This is a genomic window from Lentzea aerocolonigenes, assembly GCF_000974445.1.
GTDB classification, from domain to species: domain Bacteria; phylum Actinomycetota; class Actinomycetes; order Mycobacteriales; family Pseudonocardiaceae; genus Lentzea; species Lentzea aerocolonigenes.
Map to the genome: position 1 here is coordinate 173,798 of NZ_BBOJ01000002.1, position 19,455 is coordinate 193,252.

At 69.4% G+C, this 19,455-nt stretch carries 23 protein-coding genes; 7 read left to right on the forward strand and 16 right to left on the reverse strand.

What is annotated here, in order from left to right; all coding sequences use genetic code 11:
- Positions 1–50 precede the first annotated feature (50 nt).
- Positions 51–458, reverse strand: a complete 408-nt coding sequence (locus AOM45_RS04625) for a nuclear transport factor 2 family protein (RefSeq protein ID WP_030472422.1) — start codon at positions 456–458, stop codon at positions 51–53.
- A gap of 83 nt (positions 459–541) precedes the next feature.
- Between AOM45_RS04625 and AOM45_RS04630 the strand changes: the two genes are divergently transcribed.
- Positions 542–928 (forward strand): winged helix-turn-helix transcriptional regulator, encoded by a 387-nt coding sequence (locus AOM45_RS04630; RefSeq protein WP_030472423.1) that lies wholly within the window; start codon positions 542–544, stop codon positions 926–928.
- Here AOM45_RS04630 and AOM45_RS04635 read toward each other — a convergent pair.
- Both AOM45_RS04635 and AOM45_RS04640 read right to left on the reverse strand, forming a co-directional pair.
- Positions 915–2,069 carry an FAD-dependent oxidoreductase gene (locus AOM45_RS04635; RefSeq protein WP_030472424.1) on the reverse strand — a complete coding sequence of 385 codons (1,155 nt, stop codon included), beginning with the start codon at positions 2,067–2,069 and terminating at the stop codon, positions 915–917. The two genes, AOM45_RS04630 and AOM45_RS04635, sit on opposite strands and share 14 nt — an antisense overlap.
- Positions 2,070–2,084: 15 nt before the next feature.
- The gene (locus AOM45_RS04640; RefSeq protein ID WP_051784535.1) at positions 2,085–2,858 is read right to left on the reverse strand and encodes a DUF4142 domain-containing protein; all 774 of its coding nucleotides are present in this window, start codon (positions 2,856–2,858) and stop codon (positions 2,085–2,087) included.
- Between the two features lie 94 nt (positions 2,859–2,952).
- Between AOM45_RS04640 and AOM45_RS04645 the strand changes: the two genes are divergently transcribed.
- A complete protein-coding gene (locus tag AOM45_RS04645; protein ID WP_030472426.1) occupies positions 2,953–3,441 on the forward strand; it encodes a MarR family winged helix-turn-helix transcriptional regulator in 489 nt (162 codons plus the stop codon).
- Here the strand turns inward: AOM45_RS04645 and AOM45_RS04650 are convergent.
- The 4 genes from AOM45_RS04650 to AOM45_RS04665 all read right to left on the reverse strand — a co-directional run bounded on the left by AOM45_RS04650 (position 3,388) and on the right by AOM45_RS04665 (position 6,251).
- The gene (locus AOM45_RS04650) at positions 3,388–3,945 is read right to left on the reverse strand and encodes a TetR/AcrR family transcriptional regulator (protein ID WP_030472427.1); all 558 of its coding nucleotides are present in this window, start codon (positions 3,943–3,945) and stop codon (positions 3,388–3,390) included. The genes AOM45_RS04645 and AOM45_RS04650 overlap by 54 nt on opposite strands.
- A 9-nt stretch (positions 3,946–3,954) precedes the next feature.
- Positions 3,955–5,031, reverse strand: coding sequence for a CU044_5270 family protein (locus AOM45_RS04655; RefSeq protein ID WP_030472428.1), 1,077 nt, complete (start codon positions 5,029–5,031; stop codon positions 3,955–3,957).
- A complete protein-coding gene (locus AOM45_RS04660; protein ID WP_030472429.1) occupies positions 5,024–5,614 on the reverse strand; it encodes an RNA polymerase sigma factor in 591 nt (196 codons plus the stop codon). The genes AOM45_RS04655 and AOM45_RS04660 overlap by 8 nt, the downstream gene beginning before the upstream one ends.
- A gap of 70 nt (positions 5,615–5,684) precedes the next feature.
- The gene (locus AOM45_RS04665) at positions 5,685–6,251 is read right to left on the reverse strand and encodes a GNAT family N-acetyltransferase (RefSeq protein ID WP_030472430.1); all 567 of its coding nucleotides are present in this window, start codon (positions 6,249–6,251) and stop codon (positions 5,685–5,687) included.
- Positions 6,252–6,309: 58 nt separating this feature from the next.
- Between AOM45_RS04665 and lexA the strand changes: the two genes are divergently transcribed.
- On the forward strand, positions 6,310–6,966 hold the full coding sequence (gene lexA / locus AOM45_RS04670) for a transcriptional repressor LexA (RefSeq protein WP_030472431.1): 657 nt from the start codon (positions 6,310–6,312) through the stop codon (positions 6,964–6,966).
- Here lexA and AOM45_RS04675 read toward each other — a convergent pair.
- The gene (locus AOM45_RS04675; RefSeq protein ID WP_035913182.1) at positions 6,963–7,856 is read right to left on the reverse strand and encodes a LysR family transcriptional regulator; all 894 of its coding nucleotides are present in this window, start codon (positions 7,854–7,856) and stop codon (positions 6,963–6,965) included. The genes lexA and AOM45_RS04675 overlap by 4 nt on opposite strands.
- A 56-nt stretch (positions 7,857–7,912) precedes the next feature.
- Here AOM45_RS04675 and AOM45_RS04680 point away from each other — a divergent pair, with 56 nt between their 5' ends.
- Positions 7,913–8,575 (forward strand): type 1 glutamine amidotransferase domain-containing protein, encoded by a 663-nt coding sequence (locus AOM45_RS04680; protein WP_030472433.1) that lies wholly within the window; start codon positions 7,913–7,915, stop codon positions 8,573–8,575.
- On the opposite strand, the gene AOM45_RS04685 is transcribed toward AOM45_RS04680, so the two are convergent.
- The 3 genes from AOM45_RS04685 to AOM45_RS04695 are packed head-to-tail and all read right to left on the reverse strand — an operon-like array spanning position 8,567 to position 12,031.
- A complete protein-coding gene (locus tag AOM45_RS04685; protein WP_081902650.1) occupies positions 8,567–10,090 on the reverse strand; it encodes a nucleotidyl transferase AbiEii/AbiGii toxin family protein in 1,524 nt (507 codons plus the stop codon). The two genes, AOM45_RS04680 and AOM45_RS04685, sit on opposite strands and share 9 nt — an antisense overlap.
- A gap of 28 nt (positions 10,091–10,118) precedes the next feature.
- Positions 10,119–11,423, reverse strand: coding sequence for a DUF6297 family protein (locus AOM45_RS04690; protein WP_156094300.1), 1,305 nt, complete (start codon positions 11,421–11,423; stop codon positions 10,119–10,121).
- On the reverse strand, positions 11,420–12,031 hold the full coding sequence (locus tag AOM45_RS04695) for an ABC transporter ATP-binding protein (RefSeq protein ID WP_030472436.1): 612 nt from the start codon (positions 12,029–12,031) through the stop codon (positions 11,420–11,422). The genes AOM45_RS04690 and AOM45_RS04695 overlap by 4 nt, the downstream gene beginning before the upstream one ends.
- 87 nt (positions 12,032–12,118) lie before the next feature.
- Between AOM45_RS04695 and AOM45_RS04700 the strand changes: the two genes are divergently transcribed.
- From AOM45_RS04700 to AOM45_RS04710, 3 genes are read left to right on the forward strand one after another with little or no spacing between them, the layout of a single operon-like run.
- The gene (locus tag AOM45_RS04700) at positions 12,119–13,276 is read left to right on the forward strand and encodes an LLM class flavin-dependent oxidoreductase (RefSeq protein ID WP_030472437.1); all 1,158 of its coding nucleotides are present in this window, start codon (positions 12,119–12,121) and stop codon (positions 13,274–13,276) included.
- Positions 13,277–13,280: 4 nt separating this feature from the next.
- Positions 13,281–13,706, forward strand: a complete 426-nt coding sequence (locus AOM45_RS04705) for a MarR family winged helix-turn-helix transcriptional regulator (protein ID WP_030472438.1) — start codon at positions 13,281–13,283, stop codon at positions 13,704–13,706.
- Positions 13,703–14,371 carry a CE1759 family FMN reductase gene (locus AOM45_RS04710; protein ID WP_030472439.1) on the forward strand — a complete coding sequence of 223 codons (669 nt, stop codon included), beginning with the start codon at positions 13,703–13,705 and terminating at the stop codon, positions 14,369–14,371. Before AOM45_RS04705 ends, AOM45_RS04710 begins: the two co-directional genes overlap by 4 nt.
- Before the next feature lie 725 nt (positions 14,372–15,096).
- On the opposite strand, the gene AOM45_RS04715 is transcribed toward AOM45_RS04710, so the two are convergent.
- From AOM45_RS04715 to AOM45_RS04735, 5 genes are all read right to left on the reverse strand, one after another.
- A complete protein-coding gene (locus tag AOM45_RS04715; protein WP_063778349.1) occupies positions 15,097–16,227 on the reverse strand; it encodes an HNH endonuclease signature motif containing protein in 1,131 nt (376 codons plus the stop codon).
- Between the two features lie 81 nt (positions 16,228–16,308).
- Complete coding sequence (locus AOM45_RS04720; protein WP_035911793.1) at positions 16,309–17,058, reverse strand: ABC transporter permease; 750 nt, start codon at positions 17,056–17,058, stop codon at positions 16,309–16,311.
- The gene (locus AOM45_RS04725; RefSeq protein ID WP_030470102.1) at positions 17,055–17,783 is read right to left on the reverse strand and encodes an ABC transporter ATP-binding protein; all 729 of its coding nucleotides are present in this window, start codon (positions 17,781–17,783) and stop codon (positions 17,055–17,057) included. Before AOM45_RS04725 ends, AOM45_RS04720 begins: the two co-directional genes overlap by 4 nt.
- Positions 17,780–18,772: an ABC transporter substrate-binding protein gene (locus tag AOM45_RS04730; RefSeq protein ID WP_030470103.1), complete on the reverse strand. Its 993-nt coding sequence runs from the start codon at positions 18,770–18,772 to the stop codon at positions 17,780–17,782. Before AOM45_RS04730 ends, AOM45_RS04725 begins: the two co-directional genes overlap by 4 nt.
- Before the next feature lie 285 nt (positions 18,773–19,057).
- A complete protein-coding gene (locus tag AOM45_RS04735) occupies positions 19,058–19,432 on the reverse strand; it encodes a YciI family protein (RefSeq protein WP_030470104.1) in 375 nt (124 codons plus the stop codon).
- Positions 19,433–19,455: the final 23 nt, after the last annotated feature.

Below are 19,455 nucleotides of genomic sequence, written 5' to 3' on the forward strand. Positions count from 1 at the left end.
GCACAGTCTGTCGTGATCTAGCCCGAACGGGTGGCAGACATGCGGCAGCGTTACGACTTCGAGCCGCTCGGCCCCCAGAACGCGTCCTCTTCGGCGGGGTCGGCGGTGAACAGCCACACCTCCGCCACCTTGCCGCCGTCGACGCGCATCACGTCGACGCCGACCCCGTCCATCTCGGCCCCGGAACGCTTGCCGCTCCACTGCACGGACGCCGCGACGACGTCACCGTTCACCATCAACGGAGCGTTGCGCCGCAACGAAAAGGTGCCCTCGGACACGCTCATCATGCCGCCGATCATCGCGCCGACGGCCTCGCTGCCGCGGTGCACGCCGGAGAACTGGTTGTCGCCCGGCTGGTGCCACACGACGTCGTCGGCGAACTGGGCGGCGACGGTGGCGAAGTCACCGGACTCGAGAGCCTCGAAGTAGGTGGTGATGACGGCGAGCGGGGTGGTCATGGTTTCTCCTTTTCGCTGGTGTTGCCCTATGCTCACCTTTAGTAACCAATTACCTCAACGTAACTAATGGACGGATGTTCGCCATGTCACAGCCCTTGGTCTCGCCGGACCACTGGAACGTGCTGGCGTCGACCTGCCCCTCCCGCACAAGCCTCGCCCGCATCGCCAACAAGTGGACGGCGATGGCAGTGTCGGTGCTGGGCAACGGACGTCTGCGGTTCGGTGACCTGAAGACGCGGCTCGAGGGCATCAGCGGCAAGGTGCTGACGGAGACGCTCAGGGACCTGGAGCGCGACGGGCTGGTGACGCGGCACGTGCACGCCGAGGTCCCGCCGCGGGTGGAGTACGAGCTGACGCCGCTCGGGCTCACACTGCACGAGCCGTTGCTGGCGTTGTGCCGGTGGGCGGAGGAGCACATCGCCGAGGTGCTGGTGAACCGCGAGAACTACGACTCGCTCAAGCAGGTGTGAGCACGCCCTCGACGTCCGGCATCACCGAGCCGCGGATCAACCCCCGCACCACCGGCAGCCCCGACAGCCGGAAAGCCAGGTCGCGCAACGAGATCCGCCACCGCGACGACGGCGCCATCCAGCCGATGAACCGCCGCCCGAACTCCTGGGTGTGCTCCACGGCGGGCTTCATCCGCGCCTGGTAGCGGCCGAACGCGCCCTCGAAGCCACTGGAAAGCTCCTCCGCCAGAACACAGGCGCCCGTCATCGCGAGCGACGCGCCGTGCCCCGCGAACAGCGACACCGCCCCGCACGCGTCACCCACCAGGACGACCTTGCCGCGGTGCCACACCGGCATGTCCACTTGGGACACCTCGTCGTAGTAGATGTCGTCCGGCACAACGGAGAGCAACGACGGCGCCACCCAGCCGAGGTCGCCGAACCGGTCGCGCAGCGCCGCCGCCGGGTCCGCCGGCAAGGTCTGCGACGGGGATCGGTACAGCATCAGCGCCGCCATCGCACCGTCGCGCACGGCGTAGCAGCCGATCATCCGGTGCGGCACGGTCAGCATCTGGTAGCGGTAGCCGATCCGGGCGCTCAGCGCGGTGTCCTGGACCGAGAACGCCGCCGTGTGGTGCCCGAGATACCGCACGAACTGCGCCGACGGGCCGAACACCAGCTCACGGACCCGCGAGTGCACCCCGTCCGCACCCACGACCAGGTCGAAGGCGTCCACCGAACCGTCCGAGAACGTCACGACACCGTCGTCGATCGCAGAAACCGTTGTGCCGTACCGGATCGAAGCCCGCACGTCGTCCCGGATCACCGACGCCAGGTCGCCGCGGAGGAGGCTGATCACCCCGGACGCGACCGACTCGTACGCCTCGGCGGAGATCGTGGCGCGCGAGCGGCCGCGGGCGTCCACGCTGGTCACCGACGAGATGGGGGCTCGCCGGGCCTCCAGGGCCGGCAGCAGGCCCATGCGGCGCGCCACCTCGTGACCGGGGCCGAAGAAATCGATCATGTAGCCGCCCGCGCGGAACGACGACGCCCTCTCCACGACCAGGACGTCCCACCCGGCACGTTCCAGCCACCACGCCGTCGCCAGCCCGGCTACTCCCGCTCCCACCACCAACGCTCGTTGGGCGTCCGACTTAGGCATATGCCCAATCTAGCATCACGGGTGCATTTTGCGACTGCTCCGCCCTCCGCTCCACAGCCAGATCGCGATCGCCGACGCCACCAGCACACCCAGGCCGATCAGACCGTCCGGGACGCCGCCGATGTCCTGCTGCTGTTGCGGCTGCGAGGTGTTCTGACTGACGACCGGCGCCTGACGAGGAGGTGTCGCGGGAGCGGCAGAGGAAGGTTGCGCCACCAGCGCCAACGGGATCGCCTTCGTGTCGGCGAAGTCGACCATCCCGGTCGCTTCGAGCACCGTCATGTGGTCGAGCACGGTGTCCATGCAGACCTTGGCGTAGTCGCGGATCGCGGTGTTGCGTGTGCCGGTGCGCACGGTGGCCAGGAACTTGTAGACGCCGCCGTGCGCGGCGCGCAGCCGGTTCGCGAAGACCTTGTCGAACTCGGCACTGCGCGCGGGCGCGGCCTGCATCTCGTTCAACCAGCCCTGCTGGTCGGCGTTGGGCTGTGTGGGGAGGTCCACGCCCAGCGTGCGGGCGAGCTGGACGGTCCGCCGGTCCAGGTCGGCGTGACCTTCGATCAGGTGCCGGCCGGCCTCCTGCACCAGCGGGTTGGCCGACTTCTCCAGGCCCATCCGCCCGGCGGGGCCTTCCCACAACCCGGCGAGCGCCACCTTCTGCAACAGGTCGCGCCCGGCCGGTCCCATGGGTCCGAACTGGGTCTGGACGTAGTCGGGGCCCAGGTCCGGCTGCGCGAACGCGGACGGGGAGCCGAGCAACACCATCAGCAGTGCGACGAGGAGTATCCGCATGCCGGGAGGTACGGACGGAGCGGGAAGCGCCGACCGTTGCACAGTGCAATGGTTATCGGTTCGTTACCAAAAGCGGGGCCTGTAGAACTGACGGGTGAGCGATGTCGACGACCTGACCGACGCGGTCCTCACCGCGTCCCGCCTGCTGATCGCCGTGTCAGCGCGCTCGCTCGCGGCGGTCGAGGAAACGCTGACGTTGCCGCAGTTCAGAATGGTCGTGCTGCTGGAGGACCGCGGTCCGATGAGCCTCACCGCGCTCGCCGACCTGCTCGAGGTCAACCCGTCCACGGCCAAGCGCATGATCGACCGGCTGATCACGTCCGGCATGGTCGACCGCGAGCAGAACCCCTCCAGCAAACGCGAGGTCGTGGTGGTGGCCAGCGAGGAGGGCCGCCGGGTCGTCGGCCAGGTGATGGCGCGCCGGCGTGCCGAGATCAGCTCGATCGTGGCCCGCATGCCGGAACACCTGCGGCACGGCCTGGTCGAGGCGCTGACCGCGTTCACCGAGGCCGGTGGCGAACCGCGCTGGTCAGCCCGCGACGAGACGCCGGAACGGGGCCGCGACCACGCGGAAGTCGACTGACTCGTCCAACGCGCGGTGCAGCACCAACCCGTCGATGGCCGCTCCCAACAACAACGCCACCGCCTCAGCGTCGCGAACGTCCGCCGCACGCAACCAGTCCGCCACACGTTTCCGGAACTCCGCGACCAGCGACGACAGTCCGGCCCGCAGCGCGGGAAGCCGGTGCGCGGCCAGGAACGCCTCGGCCAGCAGCAACGACTCGGGGTCCGTGCCGGTGTAGCGCGCCAGCTCCTCCAGCATCCGCTCGATGCCGTCGGCGGGGTCCGCGAGCGACAGCGCCCGCGCCGACTCCTCCAGCGCCTTCGCGGCGAACTGCAGGGCGGCCGTCGACAACAGCTCCTGCACCGAGGAGAAGTGGTAGTGCACGAGCGCCGCGTTGACGCCCGCCCGTTCGGCGACCAGCCGCGTGGTCACCGCACCCCAGCCGACCTCGCCCACCAGGCCGGCGGCGGCGTCGAGGAGCTGTTCACGGGTGCGGCGACCGCGGTCGGCTGACTTGGGCACGCGCCTAACTTACGGACGGGCGCCGAGCGAGTCCACGACCGCCGAGGTCACGGCGTAGGACTGGCGGACCGTGCCCTTCTCCAGCCCGCCCTCGTCGTCCGGCTGGTCCTCGGCGACGGTGTCCCTGCCGCCGATGAAGTCACCGTTCTCCGGGTCGACGATGATCTCGGTGAAGTTGTCGTAGGACTTGATGCCCAGCGCGACGCCTTCCTTGCCGTCGAGGTTCGCCTTCTTGTCGGTGACGACCAGGCCGGGCAGCAACGCGAGCGCGCGGAAGATGTTCGCCCGCACCTCCGCCGGGAACTGACCCGACTGCAGTGCCGCACGAGCCGACGTCAGCACACCGGAGTCGTCGGTGTGCCCCTCTTCCTTGAGCGTGGCGTACAGCTCCTTCGGGTCCTTCGGCAGCGACGCGATGAACTCCGGCGTGGGGTTCGAGAAGGAACCCGCGGTGCAGCGGTCCTGCTGACCCTCGGCGTAGTAGGAGTACTTGCCGCACTTGCCGCGGAACTCCTGGCCGTCCTTGAACCGGCCACCGTCCGGCGTGCCGTCGCCCTCGTGACCGTCCAGCCACTCCGGAGCCTTCACGCTGAACTTGATCAGCCACTCGTCGCGGCGGTCGGCGGGAATCCACTGCTCGGTGGTCTGCTCGCTCGACCACGCCTTGGTCGAGCCGAGCTCCACGGTGATGCCGGCGTACCGGCTGCGCACGTAGCGGTACTGACCGGGCGACAGCGGCCGTTCGACGACACGGGAGGCGAGGTCCGCGGCACGGATCAGCTCCTCGGCGGCGGTCGCGGAGTTGCTGCCGACACCGGTGAGGTCGACGGTCGACGCGACCAGGGCACCACCGGTCAGCACGGCGACGGCGGCCGCGGCGGCGAGCCATCGAGTGCGACGACGCGGCCGGCGCCCCGCTCCGACGGCGGCGGGCACCTCCGCGGGTTCCTCCGCACGAGCCTTGAGCGCCGTGGCCAACGCGGTCCTGCCCGCGGCGACGTCGAAGTCGACGGGCTCGTCGGCGGCACGGGCCAGCACGGCGTCGAGCACCCGGTCGAGGGTCTCGGGCTTGGTCGGCTCAGACATGGCGGTCCTCGGTGAAGTCGTGGTCGGTCGCGGCGAGACGGGTGCGGAGCCGGGAGCGGCCGCGGTGCAGCCTGGTGCGCACGGTGGCCACCGGGACGTCGAGCGCCACGGCGATCTCGGCGGGCGCGAAGTCCGCCCACGCGTGCAGCAGCAGCACCTCGCGTTCCTCGACGCGCAGTTCGGCGAGCCAGGCGGTGAGAGGTCCCGCGAGCACGTCCGCGTCCGCCGCGGCACTCACCCGGTCACCGATGTCGGCCTCGTCGGTGCGCGCGGCGTGAGCCTTGCTCCACGCACGCAACTTGCGTTCCTCCGCGCGCACGTGCCCGCGCAGCAGATTCGTCGCCACGCCGTAAAGCCACGCACGCACGGCATCGGCCTCATAGGACTGTCCCGCGCGTTGGTCCCACAGCACCAGGAACGCCTCGGACACGACGTCCTGCGCGGTGTCGGCACCGACCCGTCTGGCCACGTAACGGTGCAACCGCTCGGCCGTCGACTCGTACAGGGTGAGCAGCGCTGCCTCATCGAGCACGGCGGGCGCTTCTTCGGGTGTCAGCGCCACTGGCGCCACGTCGCTTCGCACACCCCTACCTGGCCGCAGGCCCCAGGAGCGTTCCCGGCGTGTGCTCACCGCCACATGGTGGAGGCTGAGCTCAGATCTCGCGCGGGAACGGGTGCCGTGCGGCGAACTCGGACGCCGTCATCCCGAACAGCACCACGTCGTGATGCCGACCCGCGTGGAACTCGTGATCGCGCAGCCTTCCCTCTTCGGTGAAACCGAGCTTGCGCTGGAACGCGAGAGAGGGCTCGTTGTACGCCCACACGCTCGCCTCGCACTTGTGGAACCGCCGCTCGCCGAACATGAAGTTCAGCAGCAGCGGCACCGCGTCCGACCCGTAGCCGCGTCCTTTGTGGTCACCGCAGACGGCGATGCCGTACGAGAACCGTCCCGCGCGGTGGTCGATCAGCGCCGTCGACACCGACCCCACGAGCGCGCCGTCGGCCAGTGACTCGATCGCGAGCTGGAACTTGTCGCCGTCCGGCTTCTCGAGCGCTGCCTGCTCGGCCCACTCGCGTTGCCTCGCGGCCGAGCGCGGCGGGTAGATCTTGTCCATCCGCCGCATGTCCACGCTGTTCTCGTCGAAGCCGTGGAAGACCTCCCAGTCCTCCGGTTCCACGCCGCGGAGCCGTACGAGGTTCCCCACCCAGAATGAGCTCATGCCGTGATCAAACGACCACCCGATCGTGTCCGGCAACCGGATTACTACTATCTGCCCGGTGACCGCCTACGACGATCTTGAGCTCGACACGACGGTGCTGCCGGAACGCCAGCAGAAGATCCTCCTCGCCATCCGCGACTGGGTCGTCGAGCACGGCTACTCCCCCAGCACCCGCGAGATCGGCGAGGCGGTCGGGCTGAAATCCTCGTCCAGCGTGTCGAAGCACCTGTCGGCGTTGGAGGACAAGGGTTTCCTCAAGCGCGGCGCCTCCGTGACGCGGCCGATGGACGTGCGGGTCTTCCTGGACGGGACGGCGGTGCCCGGCCAGGTCTCCGAGGACTCGATCTCCGTGCCCGTCGTCGGTGACATCGCCGCCGGCACGCCGATCTCCGCCGTCGAGCACGTGGACGACGTGCTGAACCTGCCGCGCGGGCTGGTGGGGCGCGGCAGCAACGTGTTCGCGCTGCGCGTGCGCGGTGACTCGATGATCGACGCCGCGATCTGCGACGGCGACATGGTCGTGGTGCGGCAGACGCACGAGGCCTACAACGGGCAGATCGTCGCCGCCATGATCGAGGAGGAGGCGACGGTCAAGGTGTACCAGCGCCGGGGCGGCCACGTGTACCTCGAACCGCGCAACCCCGACTACCCGGTGATCGACGGCGACAAGGCCGTGATCCTCGGCATCGTCGTCTCGGTGCTTCGCAGCGTCTAAAGCACGCCCCAGTCGCGTGACCTGAGGTGCTCCACCACGAGGTCCGTGGCCGGAGTCGTGGCTCCCCGCGTCACGACGTAGAGGGTGTTGAGCGGCGCGACCTCCGGGTGGTGCAGCAGCTCGACGGCACCGGCGGTGAGCGCGGACTCGGTGAGGTAGCGCGGCAGTGCCGACACGCCCGCACCGGCGATCACCGCGGCCAGGGCCGCGCGCAGGTCCGGCACGACGACGGCGGTCGGGTTCTTCGGGCGCTCGCCGAACTCGCTGCGCCAGTACCGCCGGATGATCGGCAGGTCGGCGGAGTAGGCGACCAGCGGCAGGTGTTCGAGCGCTCGCGCCGGGTCTCGCGCGAGCAGCTCCTGGTCGACGGTCCTGGCCAGCAACGGCGGCCCGACCAGCAGGAACTCCTCGTCCGTCAACGGTGTCGCGGTGAAGTCCTCGCCTGGCCGGACGGCGGACAGCACGACGTCGAGTCCGTCCGTCCTGAGCGCGGTGAGGAGATCGTTCGCGAGGCCCAGCGTGATCTCGAACCGGAGACCGCGCCGGGTCAGCGGAGCGAGCGCGGCCAGCCCGCGGACCGTCATGAACTCGGTGGCTCCCCCGACCCGCACCGTGGCCTCGACGGCGGGCGCGGGGTCGAGAGCGGTTCTGAGCTGGTCGATGTGCGACCCGACGCGGCGCGCGAGCTCGTCGGCCCTGGCCGTGGGCGTGACCCCGCGGCCGCCGCGGAGGAACAGCGGTTCGCCGAGCTCCCTCTCCAGCCTGGCGAGCTGACCGCTCACGGCGGGCTGGGTGAGTCCGCGCCTGTTCGCCGCGGCCGTGATCGAGCCGCCGCGGTAGATCTCGAGGAACGTCGCGAGCAGATCGAGGTCTGTCAACTTCTCAGCCATAAGGCAGCTTATGGCTCAGCCGACACGTCCCGCGAATTCGTGATGGTATGGCTGACATGAAGAAGCTGCTGATGGTCGTGTCCGCCGCCGACTCGCTGACTCTGGCGGACGGCACGAGCCACCCCACGGGGTTCTGGGCCGAGGAGGTCGTCGAGTCGGTGCGCGTGCTGCGGGAAGCCGGCGTCGAGGTCACCCTGGCGACGCCCGGCGGTGTCCTGCCGACGGTCGACAAGGCGAGCCTGGACGGCCGGTTCGACGACGCCGTCACCTCACTGGAGGACCTGCGCGCGCCCGCGACGCTGTCCGAGCTGGACGCCGCCGGCTTCGACGCGATCTACCTGCCCGGCGGGCACGGGCCGATGGCGGACCTCGCGTCCGACCCGGCACTGGGCGCGTTGCTGGCGGACTTCCACGACGGCGGCAAGGTCGTCGCGGCGCTCTGCCACGGACCGGCCGGCCTGCTGAGCGCGGTCCGCGCGGACGGCACGTTCGTGTTCGCCGGCAAGGAGATGACGGTGTTCAGCAACGAGGAGGAGCGCCAGGGCGGCCTGAACGTCCCCTACCTCGTCGCCGACCGGCTGGCGGAGCTCGGCGGACGCGTGACCACGGGTGAGCCGTGGTCGAGCACGGTCGTCGTGGACGGCACGCTCGTGACGGGCCAGAACCCGCAGTCCACCGTGGCCACCGCGGAACGCGTCGCCTCGCTGCTGTCAGCGTAGGGACGCCGCGATCCGTTGCAGCAGAGCCGGTTCGTCGGCCTTGGTGACCGGCAGCTCGGACGGTGCGTTGTCCCAGTCGACGTGGTCGAGCGAGAGCAAGGACTTCCGGTCGAAGTCCAGCGCACGCTCACCCAGTTCGGGTTCCAGGAGCTCGATCACGAGACCGGTGTTCACGGTGGTGCGTTCCGCGAGCAGCGCCGCGTCGTAGAGGTCCTTGGCCTGCGGGTAGCTGTCCGTCACGAGCCACTGGAGCTTCCAGGCGAGCGACAGCTCCTGACCGGCGGCGAGCAGGATCGTGCCGGCGACCTCCACGGGCTCCGGCGCGATCGGCAGTTCCTCGTTGAACACCAGGTCGATCTGGACCGCACCGTCGGGCAGGCCGTCCACGGTGAACGGGAACACGATCCGCCGTCCTGGCACCCGTTCGTACGTCCAGATGTGCGAGGTCTCGGCCCCGCTCGCCCACACGCCGGGCCCGGGATCGTCCGCCACGGCCTCGACGATGTCGTCGATGAGCTGCTGCGCCCTCGGGCTCTCGAAGGTGATGTACCGCGGGGTGACCACGAAGTCGAGGTCGCCGGGCTCCCGCGCGACGTCGCCGAACCACGCCCGCATCACGACGCTGCCGCGCAGCACCAGGTTCTCGGCCCAGTCCGAGCTCCCGATCAGGTTCAGGACGTGCGCCATCGCCTTCCTGCGCGCGTCGAGCCACCGTGCTCCCTCCGCCGGGTCGCCGAACCTCGGTTCGCCGCCGCGGAAGGCGTGGGAGAACTGCTTGAGGGCGGGGTCGAACACCGCGCGTTGCGTGATGTCCTGGCCCGGCTTGATGTCGAGCGGGTGAAAGGTCGGGGGAAAGCCCCGCACCCAGCGCGGTGCCCGGCGCAGGCGTTCGTCGTGGCTGAGGCCGGTCTCGCCGTGGATCCAGCCGTTGTCGATGTGCAGTGCGTCGTCCTCGACGACGTACTCCTCCTCGACCTCCAGCGCCTCGAACGCGTTCAGGTCTTCGAGCAGCGCGTCCAACCGCTGTTTCGCCGTGGACCTGCCCACGCCGAAGCAGCGCTGCGTGACGAACCGTTCCTCCGTGCCGTCCTCGCTGATGCGGCGCGCGTTGCGGGAGACATGGGCGTCGTGCGAGTCCATCGCCTTGTAGAGACCCATGTAGTAGTCGCGCCACGACCCCTGCAGACGCAACTTCACGTGGTGCTCGAAGTAGAGGCCGGGATCGGCGTCGTCGTCGTTCTGCGGCACGCCCTCGTTCCACGGCGCCGCCTCGATCTTCACCCGCACCAGGTGCAGCTCGGCCTCGAACATCTTCGCGCGCCAGCCGTCGGCGACCGCCCTGACCTCGTCGATCGTGCCCTTGGCACCGATCGTGAGCATCGGCTGCGACGGCACGTCACCCCGCGCCAGCTCGATGTGCGTGAACTTGAGCCCGTGGCGCCCGGCGAACTCCCGCAGCTCGTCGACCTGCCACTCCGAGCCGGTCAGGTGTAACTCGAACTCGCCCGCATACATGATCTCCCCCTCTTCGAGGGCGCTGACCTTAGCCGAGGATCACCTGCAACACGCACAACAAATACAGCAGCACCGGCCCCCGGCCCAGCTGCACGACCAGTCCCAGCGGAACCGGCCCGAGCACCCCGAAGTCGATCGCGGCCACTCCGTAGTCGAGCGGCGGGCGGGTCGAGATCCGGTACACCACGACGACCGCCCCGATCGCCGACACCACTGCGGTGAGCCAGGAGACGTGCGGCGTGAACGACGCAGTGATCGCGCACCACACCACCGCACCGCCGGCGGGCACGACCAGGTGCGTCAGCCGCGACAACCGGTCCGGCCCACCGAGCATCCTGCGGATCGCCGCGGACCGGCACACGGCTTTGAGCCCGGCAGCCAGCCGATCCGTGGCGACGAACGCGGCGACCAGATGCACCGCGGGCACCCAGTCGACCTCCCCGCCCAGTGCCACCAACGCGGGCAACGGCAGCAGCCCGGCCCAGACCAGCAGCGCGTTCGGCGCCCGCCGCACCCGGAGCACATCCGTCCACACCAGCACGGTCAGCCGCGATCCCCGCAACCGGGCCGAGCGCACGCGGCCGAGCAGCCGCGCCCGGCGTTCGGTCAGGATCGCGCCCAGCAGAGCCAGATCGAGCCAGCTGACCGACACCCGCACCGCCGCGGCGAGGTGCGCTCCGGCGGCCAGGTCGGCTCTGTCGAGCCGCCGCAGCGACAGAGCCGCGACCAGGACGAGCAGCACCGCCACCGGGGCGAGCCAGACCGCGTGGGGAACAGCGAACTCCAAGGGGCGCCAGAACAACGCGATCACGCAGGCACCGGCGAACACGCTCAGCCACGACTGCGAGGGCCGCATCCGTTGCAGAACCACCGCACCCGCAGCGATCGCGACCCCGGCCGCCGCGGATCCCGCGAACAGCAGCGGTCCTGGTGGTGAGGCCGCTCCGACGACCCCGAACACCGCGGCGGGCCAGACCGCGCCCAGCACCGCACCGAGGCCGAGCAGTCCGAGGAAACGGGGAAGCAGCAGCGCGGCCCGGTCCACCGGCGCGCTCAGCACCCAGAACATCCGGTCCCGCCCCGCGAACACCGGCCCGAACGCCAGCAGGACCTTGAGCAGCACCACCGCCGCCAGCACCGAGAGCCACAGCGCGGTCCACTCGCTCGCGCCGGACCGCCCGGTCTTCTCCAGGCCCTTGAACGCGAGTCCCCACCCGATCGCACCGACGATCGCGGTGTTCACGAGCCTCTCGTACAGGCGGGCGAGCCGGAACCGCCACGGCGGAGGAGGCCGCCGCACCCTTCGGCGGACCTCCGCGGCTGATGGCGTCACAGCGTCACGCTGCGGTCGGCGACCGCCTCGACGAGCTCCTGGTCGTGCGACGCGAACACCACGGCCACCCCGGCCGCCTTCTCCGCTTCGAGCCGCTCCCGCAGCCACGTCCGCCCCTGCACGTCGAGCCGCTGTTCCGGTTCGTCCAGCACCAGCAGGCCGTGCGGCCGCACGAAGCACGAGGCGAGCCCCAGGCGGTGCCGCTGCCCGCTGGACAACGTCGGTGGCAGCTTGTCCCTCACCACGTCCAGCCCCAGCTCCCCCAGCACGTCGAGCACCGCGCGTTCCGGCTCCGGGGTGCCGTGCAGCCACGCCAGCAGCCGCAGGTGCTCGACCACCGACACGTCCGGGAAGTAGTCCGCGTCGTCGAGCAGCGAGGCGGTCAGGGCCCGGAACGACGCGGAGGCCTCGTCGCGCGGCACGCCGTCGACCAGCACCTCACCGCTGTCCTGCGGCTCGGCCCCGACCAGGCACTTCAGCAGCGTCGACTTGCCGGAGCCGTTGCTGCCGACGACGGCGACCGCTTCCCCCGCCCCCGCGGTGAACGTCAGTGCCGAGAACACGGGGTCGTCGCCGTAGCTCTTGCGGACGTCCCGCACCTCAAGCATGTGATCAGCGTAATGGGAATAGCTCGCCCGCCCGTGCGTTAAGGTAGATGCAAACGCATGGAACTCAGATCGAAGGAGGCGGGGACCGTGCAGTTCGGAGTGTTCTCGGTGAGCGACATCACCAGGGACCCGGTCAGCGGCGAAACCCCCAGCGAGGCCGAGCGCATCGACGCCATCGTCCAGATCGCGGAGAAGGCCGAGGAGGTCGGGCTCGACGTGTTCGCGATCGGCGAGCACCACAACCCGCCGTTCTTCTCGTCCGCGCCCACCACGCTGCTCGCCCACATCGCGGCGAAGACGAAGAAGCTGATCGTCAGCACCGCGACGACGCTGATCACCACCAACGACCCGGTGCGCATCGCGGAGGAGTACGCGATGCTGCAGCACCTGGCCAAGGGCCGCATGGACCTGATGCTGGGCCGCGGCAACACCGCGCCGGTCTACCCGTGGTTCGGTCAGGACATCCGGCAGAGCCTGCCGCTGGCGCTGGAGAACTACAACCTCCTGCACCGGTTGTGGCGCGAGGACGTCGTGGACTGGGAAGGGAAGTTCCGCACGCCGTTGCAGGGCTTCACCTCCACGCCACGGCCGTTGGACGACGTGCCGCCGTTCGTGTGGCACGGCTCGATCCGCACGCCGGAGATCGCGGAGCAGGCCGCCTACTACGGCGACGGCTTCTTCGCGAACAACATCTTCTGGCCGAAAGAGCACTACATGCGCCTGATCAAGTTCTACCGCCAGCGGTACGCGCACTACGGCCACGGCACGGAGAAGCAGGCCGTCGTCGGCCTGGGTGGTCAGGCGTACATCGCCAAGCGGTCGCAGGACGCGATCAAGGAGTTCCGCCCGTACTTCAACGAGGCCCCGGTCTACGGGCACGGCCCGAAGATGGAGGACTTCATGGAGATGACGCCTCTGTCGGTCGGCAGCCCGCAGGAGGTCATCGACAAGACGCTGACCTTCCGCGAGCACTTCGGCGACTACCAGCGCCAGATGTTCCTGATGGACCACGCGGGACTTCCGTTGAAAACCGTGCTGAACCAGCTCGACCTGCTGGGCGAGGAGGTGGTTCCGGTGCTGCGCAAGGAGATCGAGTCGCGCCAGGACCCGGAGACCGCCAAGCCGCCGACGCACGCCCTGCGCGTCAAGGAGAAGTACGGCGACAAGCCCGCGCGTCAGCCCAGGCCCAACGCCAACCGCGGCGACAACGTCACGGGCGGCTCGCCCTACCAGGACGCCGAGTAAGACCATGACCCGCGCGAACGAGGCGTGGGAGTCGCTCATGAAGGCCTACGCCGTGTTGATGAAGCAGTTCAACGCGGAGGACGTCTGGGGCGAGCTCACCATGCGGGAGTACGACGTGCTGTACCAGCTGTCCAAGTGCGACAGTCCGCTCAGGCTGAGCGAACTGAACCGCCACGTGCTGCTGAGCCAGCCCGCTCTGTCCCGCATGGTCGACCGCCTGGTCGAACGCGGCCTGGTCGAACGGTGCCCGGATCAGGGCGACCGCCGGGGTGTGCGCCTGTCGCTCACCCCGGCGGGCCGCGAGACCCAGCGAGCCATCGGCCGCCCGCACGCCCGCAGCGTCACGCGCGCCCTGAGCGTGCTGACGCCAGAGGAAATCGCACAGCTAGCCGTGATCACCGGCAAACTGGCCGGAAACGAGGAGAAATGACCACACAGTTCCAGCTCGTGGTGGTGTCGGCCGGCACGAGCGACCCGTCGTCCACGCGCCTGCTCGCCGACCGCGTCGCCCAGCGCGTCGCCACGCTCGGCACCCAGAAGAAGCTCACCGTCGACGTCCAGACGATCGAGCTGCGCGAACTGGCTGGCGAGATCGCGAACGCCCTGGTGTCCAACCACATCGGCGCCCGTCTGCAGAAGGCGATCACCGCCCTGCAGCACGCCGACGGCATCGTCGCGAGCACGCCGGTCTACAAGGCGGGCGCGAGCGGACTGTTCACGTCGTTCTTCCAGATCCTCGACAACGACCTCCTGATCGCGAAGCCGGTCGTGCTGGCCGCCACCGCCGGAACCGCACGGCACGCGCTCGTGGTCGACGACCAGATGCGCGGCCTGTTCGCCTACCTGCGCACCGTCGTGGTGCCGACGTCACTGTTCGCGGCGACCGAGGACTGGACGGACACGGGGCTGAACAAGCGCATCGACCGCGCGGCCCTCGAACTCGTGGCGCTCATGGCCGCAGGGTTCGAGAAGACGGTGCGCGACGAGTCGTGGGGGCGCTACCAGCACGAGTTCGGCAGCGCGGGCGGGACCGAGCTGTCGATCGACCTCGACTCCGACCTGATGCGGCTCGCCGCGGGCGGGGCGGCCAACTAACGCCTGTCCTGCAAGTCAACGGAGCCCGCCGTGTGAGCCTCTTGTCCACGCGGCGGGCGATCCTGGCATCACGCTCAGGTTTGACACGATGCGGCGGGCCTGTGGCGCCTCGCGGGTCGACGGATGCGGGTAGGGCTTGTCCGCGACCACTACATCCGGGTCGGGGGCGAAGCCTGCGCGGCGGTGAGCAGCTCCCGCTCCCGCAGGCCACAGTTGTCTACCGCTCGGTGGGCCTTCAGCGGTTCGCAGCTTCCGCAGACGTCGCGTTGATCACCTGCTTGTCATTGCGCCGCCTGCAGCCGCGCACGCTCGATCCGTCAGCTCGACCCGACTTGCACCTGATCAACGAATTGCAGGACCAGGCTCTCGTCGGGGTGACGGCACGGCTTCGCCGACCCGGCACATGCCCTCCTTCGTCGGGCGTGTGCCGGACCGAATTTCTGTGGTCGCCCTGCGGGGGTGGTTGCGGGGCGTGGTCCAGTGCCGTGTGGTGGCCGCCGGTTGCGGTGGTGGTCCTTGGGCGCGGGTTGCGGGGCCTGGTCGAGTGCCCCGCGGTGACCTCCGGTTGCGTGGTGGTTCTTAGGCGCGAGTTGCGGAGCCTGGTCCAGTGCCGTGCGATGGCTGCCGGTTGCGTGGTGGTTCTTAGGCGCGAGTTGCGGGGCGTGGTCCAGTGCCCCGCGGTGGCCGCCGGTTCGTGGTGGTTCTTAGGTGCGGGTTGTGAATTTCTAGAATGGTGGTGGGTCGCCCAGTACTGGTTCGGGGTGGCGTTCGTAGGCTTTTCCTGCCGGGCTGCGGAAACAGAACCTGCCCGGTTTCGGTTGGCTCACCTGCCAGGCCGTGCGGTGTTTCACGCGGTGGTGTCTGCGGCAGAACGCCCCCAGGTTGGCTGAGGAGGTCGTGCCGCGTGGGAACGGGACCGTGTGATCCAGATCCGACTCGTGTGACGGGCGCATGCAACCGGGGAAGCGGCAGGTCCGGTCCCGCGTCCACACGAAGCGGCGCAACGCTGCGGGCGGGCGGTAGGTGCTGGTGCCGAACTCCAGGGCCTCACCGGTGACCGGGTCGGTCAGCAGCCGTCGCCACGTCGCGTCCCCGGCCAGGTCGCGGGCCAGCTCGGCGGTGATCGGGCCGTAGCCGGCCAACTCGCCCGGCTGCGACGAGAGGCCCAGCAGGGTCGCGGCTGAGATGGTCACGTACAGCTCGACCTTGACCGCGCTGGTCTTGTCGGGAGTGGCGAGCAGCAGATCGGCGAACACGTCCGCGCGGACCTGGTCCAGCGTGCGCGGATCGGACGGCGTGTGGGCCTGACGCGCGATCGCGTCGACCCGCGCCGAGCACGCCGCCGCCAGATGTGCGGGCAGGAACGCCCAGATCCGCGCCATGTCGTCCTCGACCGAGTCCAGACCGGTGCAGCGCTGCTTGCGGCGCTCCCGCGCCCGTTCCTCATGCCCCGCGGGGTCGACCTTCATCACCACGCGACGGGTCAGCTGCCGCATCTGGGCGCCGGTCTGGCCCGCGGCCTTGGCCAGCAGGCGGGCCTCCACCTCGGCGGCCAGGTCGGCCGACAGCGGCATGGTCTGGTCGTGCAGCACGCGGGCCTTGTAGAGGTCGATCTCCCCCTTCTCCAGGGCATCGAGCGTCAGCGGCAGCCTGGACGCCAGGTCCAGCGCCAGCGCGATCTGGTCGGTGGTCCAGCGCGACGTCCACCGCATCGCCGCCGCGATCTCGGCGTCGAAGAACTCCTCGCCCTCACAGGCGATCGCGTACTCCGCGAGCACACGCAACGACTGCGCCTGGTGATAGGCGATCTGTTTGTGGTGATAATCGAGAGCATCGAGGACCTCGACCGCTTCCATGCCCACAATTTTATTCGTGATCAAAAACCGCAAAGGGGGCTCAGAGCCTCACGATCGAGTGAAAACGCGGCGTTGATCCGTCTAGAAGTCGCGGTGCTCCTCGGCCCACGGCAACAACTTCCGTTCAGCGAACGTCAAGCCGTAGAAGAGCGCGACGCTGATGATCGCGAGCAAAGCCATTGCCGCGAACGCCAGTGAGGTGTCCGCGCTGGCCCCGGACGTGGAGATCACGTACCCGAGGCCCGCGCGGGCACCGACGAACTCACCGATCACCGCACCGATGACCGCGAGCGTGACCGCCAACTTGAGCCCGACGAAGATCTGCGGCAGCGCGTGCCACAGTCGCAGCTTGAAGAACTCGTGCGTGCGCGAGGCGTCCAGCGAGCGGAACAGCTCGACGAGGTCCCGGGGCGTCGACTTCATGCCCGACGCGGTGGAGACGACGATCGGGAAGATGCACACCAGCACCACCATGAGCACCTTCGAAGAGATGCCGAACCCGAACCACACCACCACGATCGGTGCGATGGCGACCTTCGGCACGGCGTTCAGTGCCACCAGCAACGGGTAGAACATCCGCTCCAGCACCTGAGACCCGACGATCAGCAACGCCAGCGGCACCCCGATCGCGACGGACAGGCCGAAGCCCGACACGGCCTCCCACAACGTGATCAGCGTCTGTTCGAGCAGATATCCGGGCAGCTCCAGGAACGACGCGACGACGTCGGCCGGTGACGGCACCAGGAACGGCTCGATCCCGAACACGATCGTCGCGAGCCACCACAGACCGACGATCACCAGCATTCCCAGCACCGGCAACGCGATCCTCACGCCGTCACCTCGCCCAGCAAGCCGCGCAACGACCGGCTCACCTCGTCCAGCTCCACCTGCCCGAGCGCACGCGGCCGCGGCAGGGTGACGTCGACGATCTCGTGGATCCGGCCGGGGCGCGGGCTGAGCACGACGATCCGGTCGGCGAGCAGCACGGCCTCGTCGATGGAGTGCGTCACGAACACGACCGCGCGCGGGTGCTCCAGCTGAATCCGTTGCAGTTCCTCGGAAAGCTCCGTGCGGGTGATCGCGTCCAGGGCGGAGAACGGCTCGTCCATCAGCATCACGCGCGGGCTCTGGATCAGCGACCGGCACAGCGACACCCGTTGCTGCATGCCGCCGGACAGCTCGTGCGGCAACCGTTTCTCGAACCCGGCGAGTCCGACGAGGTCCAGCAGCTCGTGCGCCCTCACCCGGTGATCACCCAGGCCCAGGACCTCGGCCGGCAGCAGGACGTTGGCAAGCACCGACCGCCACGGCAGCAACGCCGGGCGCTGGAACATGAGCGAGACGTCACGGCGCGGCCTCGTGACCTCCTGCCCCGCCACGAGAATCCGCCCGGAGGTGGGTGCGAGCAGCCCTGCGATCAGCCGCAGCAACGTCGACTTGCCGCAGCCGGACCGGCCGATCACCGCGACGAACTCGTGCTCACCCACCTCCAGGTCGATCCCGGCCAGCGCGTGCACCGGCCCGAAGGTCCGCGCGACCCGCTGGAGCGAGATCACTTCGGCGCCAGGTCGAAGGAGGCGACGTCGCCGGGACGCACCGACCCGTCCGGGATCGCACCGGCCCCGACGAGCGTGCGGAGGACCGTCTCGACCCGCGGCTCGGTCAGCTCGCCGACAGGGCCCCGGAAACCGACCGGCTTGACGTACCACTTCATCAGGTCCAGCTCGGCGCGCGCGACGGCGGCATCTTGGGTCGGCTGGTACTTCTTGAGGATCTGACCGGTCTCCTCCGGGTGCTCGACCGCGTAGTCGAGGGCGCGCAGCAGCACGGCCGTGAACCGCTGCACCAGACCGGGATCGTTCTGCGCCATCTGCTTCGACGTCACCAGCACGTTGCCGTACAGGTCGGGAACCAGATCGCCGTACGGCAGGACCACCGCCTTCCGCCCCTTGGCCGCGGCCTCGATCAACGGTGTGCCGACGACGAACTGCCCGATCCCGTCCACCTGCCCGGCCGCGAGCAGCTGCGGGAGCGACGGCGGAGGTGACGGCACGAACTGGACCTGCGCCGGGTCGATGCCGGCGGCCTTGGCGTAGACCGGGAACATCACCTGGTTCGTGGAACCGGGCTGGTCACCGATCTTCTTGCCCACCAGGTCGGCAGGCTTGGAGATCCCGTTGCCCTCCAGGGAGACGATCGCGGCGAGCGACCGCTGGTGGATCGCCGCGACGGCGGTGACCGGCAGCTTCTCCTTGGCGACGGTGATCGCGGTGGCGGTGAAGTCGGCGATGCCGAAGTCGGCGCGGTTGCCCGCGACCAGCTTGAGCACGTCGACGCTGCCGGTGCCCGGCGTGATCGTGACCTCGATGGCCTCGGCGTCGAAGAAGCCCTTCTCCAACGCGATGTACACGTACGCGTCGCGGCCGAAGGTGCTGAACGACGTGAGATAGTTGATCTTGCTGAAGCCCGTGTTGTCCCGCGGTGGCGGTGTGCCGCAGGCGGCGACGGCGAGCACGACCAGGACAGCTGCGACGACTTTCCGCATTGTTCCCCTCCCCCGGAAACGTCCTTCTGGACGAACATAGAGGCTGGGGAGGACGAATGAACACGACCAATCCGCCCGTGGCCGTCAACGGCACGGGCCGATCGGAGTGTCCAGAACCGCTACCTGCGGGAGGTGCGCCTTGCGGGGTGACCTCGTGCTCTCACCGTCCGGCGAGAAGATCGTCTCACCGACGTCGGCAGTCGTCCACCGGCCCGTGCACAGGCTGACGAACACCGTGCACGACCCTGGACCTGGAGGGTTGTGCACGGTGGACGGCGAACTGAGTTACTTGTTCAGGTAGGGCTCCAGGTCCTCGAACTCCGCGACCTTGCGGACCTCGACCGACATCTCCTCGACGCCGGCGAAGCAGGTGATGTACTCCTGCGCGACGGCCGTGGCCTCGGCCAGGTCCTTCGCGTTGATCAGCAGGAACCCGCCGACGACCTCCTTGGCCTCGGCGAACGGTCCGTCGATCGCACTGATCGCCGCACCACGCCTGCGCACCACGGCGCCGGCCTTCTGCACGCCCTCGGCGCCGAGCATGACGCCGTCCGCGGTCAGCTTCTCGACGAACGCGTTCATCCGGTCGATGAGCTCGGCGTTCGGCTCCCACGAGGCCGGGTCGTCTTCGGGGACCCGGTGCATGAGCATGAACCGCATGTTCTCTCCTCGGTGTCGACTGG